At 74.4% G+C, this 12,901-nt stretch carries 13 protein-coding genes; 10 read left to right on the plus strand and 3 right to left on the minus strand.

All coding sequences use genetic code 11. The features are described from left to right. The first annotated feature begins 5 nt into the window (after positions 1-5). The 3 genes from Sru02f_RS10970 to Sru02f_RS10980 are packed head-to-tail and all read left to right on the plus strand — an operon-like array spanning position 6 to position 3,188. Complete coding sequence (locus Sru02f_RS10970) at positions 6-1,418, plus strand: aldehyde dehydrogenase family protein (protein ID WP_244941917.1); 1,413 nt, start codon at positions 6-8, stop codon at positions 1,416-1,418. Then, a complete protein-coding gene (locus Sru02f_RS10975; protein ID WP_109033686.1) occupies positions 1,415-2,197 on the plus strand; it encodes a 3-oxoacyl-ACP reductase in 783 nt (260 codons plus the stop codon). Before Sru02f_RS10970 ends, Sru02f_RS10975 begins: the two co-directional genes overlap by 4 nt. A gap of 37 nt (positions 2,198-2,234) precedes the next feature. Continuing rightward, positions 2,235-3,188, plus strand: coding sequence for a DUF2510 domain-containing protein (locus tag Sru02f_RS10980; RefSeq protein ID WP_109033687.1), 954 nt, complete (start codon positions 2,235-2,237; stop codon positions 3,186-3,188). 21 nt (positions 3,189-3,209) lie between these two features. Here Sru02f_RS10980 and Sru02f_RS10985 read toward each other — a convergent pair whose 3' ends face one another. Then, the gene (locus Sru02f_RS10985) at positions 3,210-4,418 is read right to left on the minus strand and encodes an amino acid deaminase/aldolase (protein WP_109033688.1); all 1,209 of its coding nucleotides are present in this window, start codon (positions 4,416-4,418) and stop codon (positions 3,210-3,212) included. Positions 4,419-5,899: 1,481 nt separating this feature from the next. On the opposite strand from Sru02f_RS10985, the gene Sru02f_RS10990 reads away from it, so the two are divergent. Continuing rightward, a complete protein-coding gene (locus Sru02f_RS10990; RefSeq protein WP_373103439.1) occupies positions 5,900-6,604 on the plus strand; it encodes a hypothetical protein in 705 nt (234 codons plus the stop codon). Continuing rightward, entirely contained in the window at positions 6,601-7,782 is a 1,182-nt protein-coding gene (gene mycP / locus Sru02f_RS10995) for a type VII secretion-associated serine protease mycosin (protein ID WP_109033689.1), read from the plus strand. The genes Sru02f_RS10990 and mycP overlap by 4 nt, the downstream gene beginning before the upstream one ends. 16 nt (positions 7,783-7,798) lie before the next feature. On the opposite strand, the gene Sru02f_RS11000 is transcribed toward mycP, so the two are convergent. Beyond that, positions 7,799-8,767: a serine hydrolase gene (locus tag Sru02f_RS11000; RefSeq protein ID WP_109033690.1), complete on the minus strand. Its 969-nt coding sequence runs from the start codon at positions 8,765-8,767 to the stop codon at positions 7,799-7,801. Between the two features lie 119 nt (positions 8,768-8,886). On the opposite strand from Sru02f_RS11000, the gene Sru02f_RS11005 reads away from it, so the two are divergent. Then, positions 8,887-9,618, plus strand: a complete 732-nt coding sequence (locus Sru02f_RS11005; RefSeq protein WP_109033691.1) for an SseB family protein — start codon at positions 8,887-8,889, stop codon at positions 9,616-9,618. Positions 9,619-9,639: 21 nt separating this feature from the next. On the opposite strand, the gene Sru02f_RS11010 is transcribed toward Sru02f_RS11005, so the two are convergent. Then, positions 9,640-10,005, minus strand: coding sequence for a DUF1844 domain-containing protein (locus Sru02f_RS11010; RefSeq protein ID WP_109033692.1), 366 nt, complete (start codon positions 10,003-10,005; stop codon positions 9,640-9,642). Between the two features lie 383 nt (positions 10,006-10,388). On the opposite strand from Sru02f_RS11010, the gene infC reads away from it, so the two are divergent. The 4 genes from infC (at position 10,389) to Sru02f_RS11030 (ending at position 12,866) form a co-directional block, all read left to right on the plus strand. Further along, positions 10,389-11,045: a translation initiation factor IF-3 gene (gene infC, locus Sru02f_RS11015; RefSeq protein ID WP_109034121.1), complete on the plus strand. Its 657-nt coding sequence runs from the start codon at positions 10,389-10,391 to the stop codon at positions 11,043-11,045. A gap of 114 nt (positions 11,046-11,159) precedes the next feature. Then, complete coding sequence (gene rpmI, locus Sru02f_RS11020; protein ID WP_003977225.1) at positions 11,160-11,354, plus strand: 50S ribosomal protein L35; 195 nt, start codon at positions 11,160-11,162, stop codon at positions 11,352-11,354. A 97-nt stretch (positions 11,355-11,451) separates the two neighbouring features. Then, on the plus strand, positions 11,452-11,835 hold the full coding sequence (rplT, locus tag Sru02f_RS11025) for a 50S ribosomal protein L20 (protein ID WP_003977226.1): 384 nt from the start codon (positions 11,452-11,454) through the stop codon (positions 11,833-11,835). A 182-nt stretch (positions 11,836-12,017) separates the two neighbouring features. Then, complete coding sequence (locus tag Sru02f_RS11030) at positions 12,018-12,866, plus strand: TrmH family RNA methyltransferase (protein ID WP_109033693.1); 849 nt, start codon at positions 12,018-12,020, stop codon at positions 12,864-12,866. Positions 12,867-12,901 lie beyond the last annotated feature (35 nt).

Consider the following 12,901-nt stretch of genomic DNA (forward strand, 5'->3'; position numbering starts at 1 on the left):
CCGAGCTGTCCGAGCCGTCCGAGAAGCTCCCCGACGAGCTACGTGTCCTGAACCCCGCCACCGAAGAGGTCGTCGCCACCGTCCCCGCCGCCTCCGCGGCCGACGTGGACGCCGCCGTCGCCCGCGCCGCACGGGCGCAGACCGCCTGGGCCGCCCTCGCCCCCGGCGACCGGGCCCGGCTGCTGCGCCGCTTCGCCGTCACCGTCGACGAGCACCTGGAGGAGCTGGCCCGCCTGGAGGTCCGCCAGGCCGGGCACCTCCTCGGCAACGCCCGCTGGGAGGCCGGCAACGTCCGCGACCTGCTCGACTACGCCGCCGGGGGAGTGGAGCGGCTCACCGGCCGCCAGATCCCGGTGGCCGGCGGCCTGGACGTCACGCTTCTGGAACCCCTCGGCGTCGTGGGCGTCATCGCCCCCTGGAACTTCCCGATGCCGATCGCGGCCTGGGCCACCGCGCCGGCGCTGGCGGCGGGCAACGCGGTCCTCCTCAAGCCCGCCGAGACGACCCCGCTCACCGCGCTGCGCCTGGCCGAACTCGCCCTGGACGCCGGCCTTCCCGAGGGCCTGTTCCAGGTGCTGCCCGGACACGGGCCGGTCGCGGGCGACGCGCTCGTCGAGCACCCCGGTGTCGCCAAGATCGTCTTCACCGGGTCCACGGCCGTGGGCCGGCAGGTGGCCGCCAAGGGCGCCGCCCTCCTCAAACCGGTCACCCTCGAACTCGGCGGCAAGAGCCCCAACATCGTCTTCGCCGACGCGGACGTCGAGGCCGCCGCGGCCGCGACGCCCATGTCCTTCCTCGACAACAGCGGCCAGGACTGCTGCGCCCGCACCCGCATCCTCGTCCAGCGGTCCGTGCACGACCGCTTCCTCGAACTCCTCGCCCCCGCGATCGAGGCCGTCCGGGTCGGCGACCCGGCCGACGAGAGCACCGGGATGGGCCCGCTGATCTCCCGCGCCCAACTGGAGCGCGTCCGCTCCCACGTCCCCGCCGACGCCGCCGGCATCCGCGGCAAGGCGCCCGAGGGCGGCCCCGGCTTCTGGTTCCCGCCGACCGTCCTCACCGGCGTCGACGCGCACGCGCGCGTGGCCGTCGAGGAGGTCTTCGGGCCCGTCGCCGTCGTCCTGCCCTTCGACGACGAGGCCGACGCGGTCCGCCTGGCCAACGCCACCGCCTACGGCCTGTCCGGTTCGCTGTGGACCCGGGACGTCGGCCGCGCCCTGCGCGTGTCGGGCGCGGTGCGCGCCGGGAACCTGTCCGTCAACTCCCACGCCAGCGTCCGCTACTGGACGCCGTTCGGCGGCTTCAAGCAGTCCGGCATCGGCCGCGAGCTGGGCCCGGACGCGCTGACCGCGTTCACCGAGACCAAGAACGTCTTCATCAGCAGCACCCCATCGAGCACGGAGGGCCCCGCACAGTGAGCGAAGACATCGTCTGCCGCAGGCTCGTCGGCCGTACCGCGGTCGTCACCGGGGCGGGCAGCGGCATCGGACTCGCCGCCACCCGCAGGCTCGCCTCCGAGGGCGCCCACGTCGTCTGCGGCGACGTGGACGAGACCCGGGGCAAGGCCGCGGCCGAGGACACCGGCGGCATCTTCGTCAAGGCCGACGTCACCGACCCCGAGCAGGTCGAGGCGCTGTTCGCGGCGGCGTACGACACCTACGGCAGCGTCGACGTCGCGTTCAACAACGCCGGCATCTCGCCGCCCGACGACGACTCGATCCTGGAGACGGGGCTGGAGGCGTGGAAGCGCGTCCAGGAGGTCAACCTCACCTCCGTCTACCTGTGCTGCAAGGCCGCCATCCCCTACATGCGGCGCCAGGGGCGGGGGTCGATCATCAACACCGCCTCCTTCGTGGCCCGGATGGGCGCGGCCACCTCGCAGATCTCGTACACCGCGTCCAAGGGCGGCGTCCTCGCCATGTCCCGGGAACTGGGCGTGCAGTTCGCCCGGGAGGGCATCCGGGTCAACGCGCTGTGCCCGGGTCCGGTCAACACCCCGCTCCTCCGGGAGTTGTTCGCCAAGGACCCGGAGCGGGCCGCGCGCCGCCTGGTGCACATCCCGGTGGGCCGGTTCGCCGAGGCCGAGGAGATCGCCGCCGCCGTCGCCTTCCTGGCCAGCGACGACTCCTCCTTCGTCAACGCCACCGACTTCCTGGTGGACGGCGGCATCTCCGGGGCGTACGTCACACCGCTGTAGATCCCCGCGCGTCGCGTCCTACAGTGCCGGGATGAGCATGACGCCGCCGCCCGGCTGGTACCGCGACCCGTCGGCCCCGCACCAGGAACGCTGGTGGGACGGCACGGCCTGGACGGAGCACCGCCGCCCTCCCGAGCCCGTCGGGTACGGGCCGGCGGTGGGCCAGGCTCCCGTACCCGTGCCGGTGCCGGGTCCGGAGCGCGGGCCGGGCACCGGCGGACGCGGCAAGGCCGTCGCCGTCACCGCCGCCGCGGCCGTGCTGGTCGCGGCGATCGTCACCGGCGTGTTCGTGCTGGGCGAGGACGACGAAGGCAGCGCGCGGACGCGGACCCCGCCGGTCACGGCGACCGCCACCGACCCCGCGCCGGTCGACGACCCGCCGTCCTCCTCACCCACCGCCTCCGAACCCTCCGCCGACGACCCGGCCCTGGTCGAGGACCAGCTCAACGGCATCACCCTGCCGCTGCCGGACGGCTGGGTCCGGCCCGAGCACGTCGCCGAGGACGACGTCATGATGACCACCGACGGCACCTACGACTGCCCCGCCGACGGCAGCGTGTGCCGGCACGGCCTCGTCGTCTCGCGCACCGTCACGGCGAACGCCGAGTCCTCCCCGAAGGTCCTGGCCCAGCAGGACATCGAGGACGCGGCCGACGACGCCTACGACCGCGACCTGATCGGCAACAAGCCCTTCGGCGGCATCGAGTCCCACGAGGAGGTGGCGTCCGGCCCCGTCGCGGTCGCCGGACGCGCCGGGTACTACGTGCGCTGGCGGGTGACGACGGCCGAGGGACCCGGCGGCTACGTGCAGTCCATGGTGTTCCCGTCCACCGTCGGCACCGAGTCCCCGATCCTCGTCCGCTACGTCTTCGACGCAGGCGAGGACGGGCCGCCGCTGGCCGACATGGACACCATCACCAAGGGCATCCGGCCGATCGGCGACGCGGACACCGGCGGCGGCGTGGGCAGCGGCATCGGCCCGACGGACTGACCCGCCCCGGAAGGGCTCCCGCTACAGGAAGGTGTGCCCCTCGCCCCGGTACGTCGGCACCGTCGCCGTCACCGCGTCCCCCTCCACCAGGTGCAGCGCGTCGAACCGCTCGCACAGCTCCCCGGCCTTGGCGTGCCGGAACCACACCTTGTCGCCGATGAGCAGGTCGTCGGCGGGCGAGCCCAGCAGCGGCGTCTGGACCTCACCGGGCCCCTCCTGCGGGTCGTAGCGCAGACCCTCGGGCAGATACGGCACCGGCAGCCGGTCGGGGCCCGCCGCGCCGGAGGCCGGATACCCGCCGCCGAGCACGGTCACCACCCCGACGCCCGGCCGCCGCACGACGGGCTGGGCGAACAGCGCCGCCGGACGACCGCTGAACGACGTGTAGTTGTCGAACAGCCGCGGCACGTACAGCCCCGACCCGGCCGCGATCTCCGTCACCGCGTCCTCGGCGGCGGTGTGCTGCACGCTGCCCGTGCCGCCGCCGTTGACGAACTCCAGGCCGGGCACCACGGCCCGGACCGCCCGCACCACGGCCGCCCGCCGCTCGGCCAGTTCCCGACGCGCGGCCGCCTGCATCAGCCGCACGGCACGCGACCGGAACGGATGCCCCGCCACCGCGTCCCCGACCCCGGCGACATGCCCCTCGTACGCCATGATGCCGACGACCTCGAACCCCGGCCGACGGGTCACCGCCCGGGCCAGGTCGGCGACCTGGGCGGGGGAGTGCAGCGGCGAGCGCCGGGCACCGACCCGCACCCGGCCCCCGAGCAGCCGCAGCGACGTGTCCAACTCCAGGCAGACCCGCACGACTTCCCCGCCGCCGTCGCCGTCGCGCGCCGCGTCGACGAGGTCCAGCTGCGCCGGGTCGTCGACCATCACGGTCACGGCGGAGGCGAGCTTGGGATCCGCCGTCAGCTCTGCGTACCCCGCGCGGTCCGCCGACGGATAGGCGAGCAGCACGTCCTCGAAACCGGAGCGCGCCAGCCACAGGGACTCGGCCAGCGTGAACGACATGACGCCCGCGAAACCGTCCCTGGCCAGGGCCCGTTCCAACAGCGCACGGCAGCGTACGGACTTGCTGGCGACCCGGACCGGCTTCCCGCCGGCCCGGCGGACCAGGTCGTCCGCGTTGGCATCGAAGGCCTCCAGGTCCACGATCGCCACGGGGGCGTCCAGATGGGCGGTGGCCCGGTCGTAACGGGCCCGGTCTGCGGCGCGTGCGGTCATGACGGCAGCCTGCCAGACAGGATTACCGCAGGGTAGGGGGACGATCCGGGCCAATGCCGCGGCCGCGCGGACTGGTTCCCCGTCGGGCGGGGTCACGCCGTAGAGTGACGCGCACGCACGGGCGGATCCGGCCCCGGCGGCAGGGCCCCGGCAGCCCGCGCCGGGATGGCGGTCCTCCCGAGCGGGTATGCGTGCCCGGGACGGATCGGTTCCGCGCCGGGCCGGGCAGGAGACCACGGTCAGGACCACCGTCTCCGGCCCGTGTCGGAGAAACGGGCCGGGCCCGAGGAAACGGGGGGTGCATGAGCACGGAAGCGCGCCGCGCCTCCCTTCCGCCGCACCTCCAAACTCCGCCCCGCCCGGCGACTCCGCCCCGTCCCGAGGCGCCGCCGCGCACGGACCCCGGACCGCCCTCCGCGCCCACGCCGGGCACCGACGAGACGCCCCGACCGGATGCCGCCGCCGGGCCGCCGGCACCCCCGCGTGCCGGGGGTGCGCCGGTGCCGGGGTCCGCGCGGGGTCCGGACGCGGCTGCCAGCCCGGAGTCCTCGGACCGTTCCGGCTCCGCGCCGGATCCCGCCACGTCGTTCGGCCGGGCGGTACCGCCCCGCCCCACGCGGGAGCCCGCGGCGGGACCGGACTCCGCGCCCGGTTTCGGAGGCGCCTCCCGTCCGGCGTCCGGGTCCCGACCGGCTGCCGCTTCCGGACCGCGGACGTCCGCCGCTGGCCGAGCTGTGCCCCGCCCGGCGGCCGGGCCGGGCCCGGATGTCCCGTTCCGGGCGGCAGCGCCGCGTTCGCCGGTGCCGCCGCACCCGGGGACCCCGCCCCGACCCGGTGTTCCTCCCCGCCCGGCGCAGGCGCCGGCGGGGAGCGCGGCGAGGCCGCGGAGCCCGGGCGCCTCGGCGCACCGGTGGGACCGGCGCACCCGCATCCACGGCGGGCCGTGAGGGCCGTGACGGCCGTGGGGAACGTCCACCGCCCCGGACGACGGCCGGAGCGGGGACGCCACGGGCCCCGGTGCCCGGACCGGCTACCCGCGCTTCCGGCTCGGCGACTCCCGGTCCGCCGACGCCGCCGCCCCGCCGCCCAGCGCCTCCGCCCGCTTCCCCGACGCCGCCCCGACCGTCGGCAGGGACGCCCCGCGCGGCGACGGCGCGGCGCAGGCGCCCTCCCGCCGTCCCGGCGCCCCCGCACAGACCCCGGCGGAGACGACCGCACGCCTGCGCCCGATACCGGCGGCGCCGGACCCGGAGACGGCGGCCGGAACGGACGTTCCCGCGCCCCGGGCAGCCGTCCCGCCCTCCGGCCCCGACGCCCCCCGCACCCCCGACCCGGCCCTCTCCTGGAGCACTCCGTACGAGGCGCGGCCCCGGGTCTCCTTCGGGGAGCCCGAGGGGTACGACGGACTGGCCCGGCCGCGCCCGCTCGGCGGGCGTCCGCGACCGCAGGTCGTCGCCGCGGCCGTCTGTCTCGTGCTCGGCGTGGGGCTCCTCACCGGAGCCGTCACCGGCAGCTGGCTCGCCGGGGACTCCGGGGACGACGGCGCGCGCAGCGCGTACACCGAGGCCGGGGACCTGTGGCACAGCGTGCCCGTCGACCAGCTGTTCCCGCCCACCGTCCAGGGCAAGGGCGCGGGACCCGGCGGAGCCGACCGCACCTGGACGCGGGTCGCGGTCGCCCCGGACGGCGACTGCGCGGGCGCCTTCGACCGGCTCCTCGCCAAGGTGCTCGACCCGGTCGGCTGCGCCCGCCTGCTGCGCGCCACCTACACCGACGCCACCCAGAGCCACGTCACCACCGTCGGCCTGCTCTTCACCAAGGCCGACGCCGCCGCGATGACCTCGCTGGCGGGCCGGTTCGAGAAGGAGGGCCTGGGCCGCCGGGACGACCTCATGCCCCTGCCGTACCCGGCGAAGGACACGGTCGCCGAGGGCTTCGGCGCACCCCAGCGGGGATCGTGGACCGTCTCCGTCCTCACCGACGCCCCCGTCGTCGTCTACGCCGTGTCCGGCTGGGCCGACGGCCGCACCGTCGACGAACCCGAACCCGCCGAGGAGGCCATCGAGTCGGGTGCCGCGTCGGCGCCCGCCCAGGCCGGTCTCGGCCACGAGGCGCAGGGCCTCGCCGACCGCGTCGAACGCGCCCTGCGCAGACACGTCGGCGCGCCCACGGAGCACCCGTCGTGACCCCCGCGGACATCCGCCGCAGGACCGGCGCCCTGAGCCTCTTCCTCGCCGCCGCCCTCGTCCTCGCCCCGACGCCCGCCGCGCACGCCGACGGCATCCGCGCCCAGCAGTGGGCCCTGGACGCGATGCACACCCAGCAGGCGTGGCGCACCACCAAGGGCGCGGGCGTCACCGTCGCCGTCCTGGACACCGGCGTCGAGGCCGACCACCCCGACCTGACCGGCAACGTCCTCCCCGGCAAGGACCTGGTCGGCTTCGGTGCGAGCGAGGGCGACCGCTCCTGGGCCCGGCACGGCACCGCCATGGCCGGGATCATCGCCGGCCACGGACACGGCACCGGCAACACCGAGGGCGTCATGGGCATCGCCCCGGAGGCCAGGATCCTCCCCCTGCGGGTGATCCTGGAGGACGGCGACCCCTCCCGCGCCAAGGCCCGCAAGACCCGCGGCAACGCCCTGGCCGAGGGCATCCGCTGGGCCGCCGACCACGGCGCCGACATCATCAACCTCTCCCTCGGCGACGACTCCGCCTCCGCCCACCCCGAACCCGCCGAGGACGAGGCCATCCAGTACGCCCTGAAGAAGGGCGTGATCGTCGTCGCCTCGGCCGGCAACGGCGGCGAGAAGGGCGACCACATCTCCTACCCGGCCGCCTACCCGGGCGTGATCGCCGCGACCGCCGTCGACCGCTACGGCACCCGCGCCTCCTTCTCCACCCGCCGCTGGTACGCCACGGTCAGCGCCCCCGGCGTCGACGTGATCATCGCCGACCCCGACCACCGCTACTACGAGGGCTGGGGCACCAGTGCCGCCTCCGCCTTCGTCTCCGGGGCCGCCGCCCTGGTGAAGGCGGCCCACCCGGATCTCACCCCGGCCCAGGTCAAGTCCGTCCTGGAGGACACCGCACGCAACGCCCCGGCCGAGGGCCGCGACGACTCCCGGGGCTTTGGCTTCGTCGACCCGGCCGCCGCCATCGAGGCGGCCGGACGGCTCAAGCCGGAGGGCCTGAGGGCGGCGTCGTACGGGGACGAGTACTTCGGCACCGGACCGGACGCCCCCGACTCCGACGACGACACCTCCGCCTGGGCCGCACCGCTGGCCGGCGGGGCGGGCGGCGTCCTGGTGGTCGCGGCCGTGGTCCTGTGGCGGGGCCGCCGCGAACGCCCCGACGACTTCTGACCGCCCGGAGAGACCCCTAGGGCGTGTCGTCGGTCACCACGGACACCGCCGCCCGCGCCGCCGCCTCGGTCAGCGAGATCCCCTCCGCCTGCGTACCGCTGCCCCGCGATACCACCGCCACCAGGCAGCCGTGGCCGCCCGTCTCCACCCGCCCGATGCTGTTGACGATCCACAGTCCGGTGGTGCTGCGCCGCAGCCAGCCGTTCTTCAGCGCCCACGTCGAACCGGCCGTCGAACCGGCCGGGTCGGCGGCCGCCGACACACCCCACCGCTGACCGTCCGCGATCCGCTCCATCAGCCCGCGCACGTACGCCCGTGAGGCCTCGCTCAGCGCCGAGCCGTCCGGCACGAACACCTGGCGCAACAATGCGACCTGGTCGGCGGCGGTGGTCCGGGTCAGCCCCCACAACGGGCCGTCGCCGCCCTCGGTGCCGGTCAGTCCGAAGCGTTCGTTCGCCGCGTCGAGTCCTTCGGCCGTCCCGATCGCCCGCCACAGTGCCGACGCCGAGTCGTTGTCGCTGTTCTCGATCATCGCGGTGGCGTACGTCCTCTCCGCCGCGGTGAGCGAACGTCCCGCGTCCTGCGCCTGCAACAGCAGCGCCGCCAGGATGTCGACCTTGACGATGCTCGCCGTGTCGAAGGCGCCCGTGCCGTACGCGGCGCCCGCGCCCGAGTCCGGGTCGAGCACCGCCACCGACACCTCGGCGCCGTCCGGCACCGGCACCGACGCCATGGCGGCGGCCAGCCGCGCGTCGCCGTCGACCCCCGGTTCGACCGGCTCGACCGTCTCCACCGATGCCTCCCCGCCCGAGGGTGCCGAGGCCGACGACGATACGGCGCCGCCGGCGCCCGGGCCTGCGTGGCCCTGCCAGTACCCGGCGCCGGCGGCGGTGGCGCCGAGGACCGCCAACGCGATCAGTGCGGGCCGTACCCGGGCAGGCCGACGCCGGGCCCGCCGCGCCCGCCGGGCTCTGGAGGATGCCATGGCGGCGATGGTCCAGCCGGTTGCTGTGCGGGTCGTTTGGCGGAGGTTAAATCCGGGTCAGAGACCCCTGAGAGGCCGGTGAGGAGCGCCGTACCGGTGCCCCGATAGGGTCGGGGACCGTGGCGAACAAGAACATCCCCGACTCCGCCTTCTCCGACGACGACGGCACCGCCGACCCCCGGCTGAGCGCCGCGCTCGCCGCCTGGTCCCAGGACCGCGCCGCCGTCGGCCCGGTCCTGGAGGCGCTCAAGGGCGCCAGGCTGCTCGTGCCCGTCGTCGCCGTACTCGGTGAGGCGGAGGAGGACGAGAACGGCCTGCGCCGCGAGAAGACCAGCGACATGGCCGTGCCGACCCTGAAGGCGGGCGACCGCACCGCGCTCCCCGCCTTCACCTCGACCGCGTCGCTCGCCCGCTGGGACCCCGCGGCCCGTCCCGTCGCCGTACCGGTGCACCAGGCACTGGAGGCCGCCGCGCACGAGAAGGCGGACACCGTCGTACTGGACCTGGCGGGCCCGGTGCCGTTCGAGCTGACCGGAGCGGTGCTGCTGGCACTGGCCGAGGGACGTACGACGACCGACCCGCTCGCCGACCCGGCCGTGGCCGGGGCCGTGCGCGCCGCCCTGGCCGACGAGCCCGCCGTGCTCCGCGCCCACCTCGGACCGGGACGCGCCGACGGCACGCTCGCACTGGTCCTGGACCCGGCCGCCGACGCGGCGAAGGCCGCGCGCGCCGTCGCCGAGCGGCTGGCCGCCGACGACACGCTGAGGGCCCGCCTGGTGCGCGGCCTCGACCTGGCACTGCTGCCGGCCGGGGCGACGCCGCCGGGCGAGCCCTTGTACGTGCGGGGGTAGCTCCGGGTCGCCGGGCGGCGGTCAGCCGTAGACCGCGCCCGTGTACTTCTCGCCCGGGCCCTGCCCCGGCTCGTCCGGGACGAGCGAGGCCTCGCGGAAGGCGAGCTGGAGCGACTTCAGACCGTCGCGCAGCGGCGCCGCGTGGAACGAGCTGATCTCGGTCGCCGTCGCGTCCAGCAGACCGGCCAGCGCGTGCACCAGCTTGCGCGCCTCGTCCAGGTCCTTGTGCGCGTCGCCCTCCTCGGTGAGGCCCAGCTTCACGGCGGCGGCACTCATCAGGTTGACGGCGACCGTCACGATCACCTCGACCGCCGGGACCTCGGCGATGTCGCGGGTCATGGCGTCGAAGTCGGGGTTCGCCGAGGGTTCGGGAGGGGTCTCACTCATGCCGCACACGATAGGCGCAGCGGGGGAGCGGGCCCCACTCGGACTCGGTTAGCCCTTCCCCGGCCGAGCTGCTAACCTTGTGTAACGACCGGTCGGACACGCACGCCCACGGCAGCGGATCCGGCCCACAAGTGGAGGCTTCGAACTCCCACCTGGCCGTCCTCCGGACGGCGGGTCACCGGTCAGGCGGTCCCGTCCCACGGCGGTGACCAGCCCGAAATCGCGCCCCGCGGTCATCGCGGCGGTGCTCCGGTAGCAGTTCGAGGAGCCCCGCCTGTGATCGTCCGGGGCATTTTTTGTGCGCCGGCGCGGTTAGGTCTATCGAACACAGACGTTACGCGGCTGTCCGCCAGACCGTCGCGTGGTGCTACCGAGGAGGATCCATCAGCGCCGAGCCCCGCATCAACGACCGGATTCGCGTTCCCGAGGTGCGACTTGTCGGTCCCAGCGGCGAGCAGGTCGGGATTGTCCCGCTTGCCAAGGCCCTGGAGCTTGCGCAGGAGTACGACCTCGACCTCGTCGAGGTCGCGGCGAACGCCCGTCCGCCCGTGTGCAAGCTCATGGACTACGGGAAGTTCAAGTACGAGTCGGCCATGAAGGCCCGTGAGGCGCGCAAGAACCAGGCGCACACGGTCATCAAGGAGATGAAGCTCCGGCCGAAGATCGACCCGCACGACTATGACACCAAGAAGGGTCACGTCGTCCGGTTCCTCAAGCAGGGCGACAAGGTCAAGATCACGATCATGTTCCGTGGTCGCGAGCAGTCCCGGCCGGAGCTCGGCTACCGACTGCTGCAGCGTCTCGCGGAGGACGTCCAGGACCTCGGCTTCGTGGAGTCGAACCCGAAGCAGGACGGCCGGAACATGATCATGGTCCTCGGTCCGCACAAGAAGAAGACCGAGGCGATGGCCGAGGCTCGCCAGGCGCAGGAAGCGCGCAAGGCGGACGCGAAGGCGAACCCCGGCAAGTCGCAGAACGCCGCGGAGGCCGACGCCGACGTCGAAGCCGAGGCCCCGGCCGAGGCACCTGCCGAAGCGTGACCCCGGGGGACCGCCAGTCCCCAGGACACCAACCGATACAAGAGCGACGCTCCACCCCGTGCCCGGTTTCACGACCGGGCACCGGAGCGCCACCGACGAGGAGAGAACGGCGCTATGCCGAAGAACAAGTCGCACAGCGGTGCCAGCAAGCGCTTCAAGATCACCGGCTCCGGCAAGGTGCTCCGTGAGCGCGCCGGCAAGCGCCACCTGCTCGAGCACAAGTCGTCCCGCGTGACGCGTCGCCTCACCGGCAACGCCGAGATGGCCCCGGGCGACGCCGCGAAGATCAAGAAGCTTCTCGGCAAGTGACGTACGGGCGCCACTGAGCGCCGTACGGCAGGACCGGGACCCAATCGATACCGGGCCGCGTGAGGACCACCGCGGCCCCGCTACAAGGAGTTAACAAGTGGCACGCGTCAAGCGGGCAGTCAACGCCCACAAGAAGCGCCGGGCGATCCTCGAGCAGGCCTCCGGCTACCGCGGTCAGCGTTCGCGCCTGTACCGCAAGGCCAAGGAGCAGGTCACCCACTCGCTGGTCTACAACTACAACGACCGCAAGAAGCGCAAGGGTGACTTCCGCCAGCTGTGGATCCAGCGCATCAACGCCGCTGCCCGCGCCAACGGCATCACGTACAACCGCTTCATCCAGGGCCTGAAGGCCGCCAACGTCGAGGTCGACCGCAAGATCCTCGCCGAGCTGGCCGTCAACGACCCGAACGCGTTCGCCGCGCTCGTCGAGGTCGCGCAGAAGGCGCTGCCGAGCGATGTGAACGCGCCGAAGGCGGCGTGACGCTGCGCTGGCTCTAGCCGGTTGTCGAAGGGACCCGCAGGCTTGAAGCCTGCGGGTCCCTTCGGTTGCCGTTGTCCGGTTCGATTTCGGCTGCGGGTGCGTTGTGGCTGGTCGCGCAGTTCCCCGCGCCCCTTTGGGGCGCGTTGCAGTCCACGACGATTCAGATGTGAAGGTGAGCAAGAGTGCGTCCTGTCAGCCCCGAGCTGATCTCCCCACGGTCCCCCCGTGTCGCCGCCGCGCGGCGGCTCGGGAAGCGGAACTTCCGGGGGAAGGAGCGGCTTTTTCTGGCCGAGGGGCCGCAGGCCGTGCGGGAGGCCGCGGGGTATGGGGAGACGCTGGTCGAGCTGTTCGCGACCGTGGAGGCCGCCGAGCGGTACGCCGACATCGTGGGGGCCGCGCGTGACGTCGGTGCCCGGGTGCACCTCGCCGCCGACTCGGTGATCGAGGACATCTCCACCACCGTCACCCCGCAGGGTCTCGTCGGGGTCTGCCGGTTCCTGGACACGCCCTTCGAGGAGATCCTCGCCGCCCGGCCCAAGCTGGTCGCCGTCCTCGCGCACGTGCGGGACCCCGGCAACGCGGGCACCGTGCTGCGCTGCGCCGACGCCGCCGGGGCCGAGGCGGTGGTGCTCACCGACGCCTCCGTCGACCTGTACAACCCCAAGGCCGTACGCGCCTCCGTCGGCTCCCTCTTCCACCTGCCGGTCGCCGTCGGCGTCCCCGTCGAGCGGGCCGTCGCCGGGCTGCGGGAGGCGGGGGTGCGGGTGCTGGCCGCGGACGGCGCGGGCGAGGACGACCTCGACACCGAGTTGGACGCCGGCACCATGGGCGGGCCCACCGCCTGGGTGTTCGGCAACGAGGCCTGGGGGCTGCCGGAGGAGACCCGCGCCCTCACCGACGCCGTCCTGCGCGTCCCGATCCACGGGCAGGCGGAGAGTCTGAACCTCGCGACCGCCGCCGCCGTATGTCTCTACGCGTCGGCGCGTGCACAGCGCGCCGCCGGAGGGTGCCGCTCCGTCACCGAGAGCTAGTAGGGTGACCAGCTCAAGGCCCCTGCGCGGTTGAG

Source organism: Streptomyces rubrogriseus (genome assembly GCF_027947575.1).
Lineage (GTDB): Bacteria > Actinomycetota > Actinomycetes > Streptomycetales > Streptomycetaceae > Streptomyces > Streptomyces rubrogriseus.

Bases quoted from the DNA above. Each gene is read 5' to 3' on its own strand.
- rpmI (WP_003977225.1), top strand. From the start codon at position 11,160: ATGCCGAAGAACAAGTCGCACAGCGGTGCCAGCAAGCGCTTCAAGATC.
- Sru02f_RS11010 (WP_109033692.1), bottom strand. From the start codon at position 10,005: ATGAGTGAGACCCCTCCCGAACCCTCGGCGAACCCCGACTTCGACGCC.
- Sru02f_RS11000 (WP_109033690.1), bottom strand. From the start codon at position 8,767: ATGGCATCCTCCAGAGCCCGGCGGGCGCGGCGGGCCCGGCGTCGGCCT.
- Sru02f_RS10980 (WP_109033687.1), top strand. From the start codon at position 2,235: ATGACGCCGCCGCCCGGCTGGTACCGCGACCCGTCGGCCCCGCACCAG.
- Sru02f_RS10985 (WP_109033688.1), bottom strand. From the start codon at position 4,418: ATGACCGCACGCGCCGCAGACCGGGCCCGTTACGACCGGGCCACCGCC.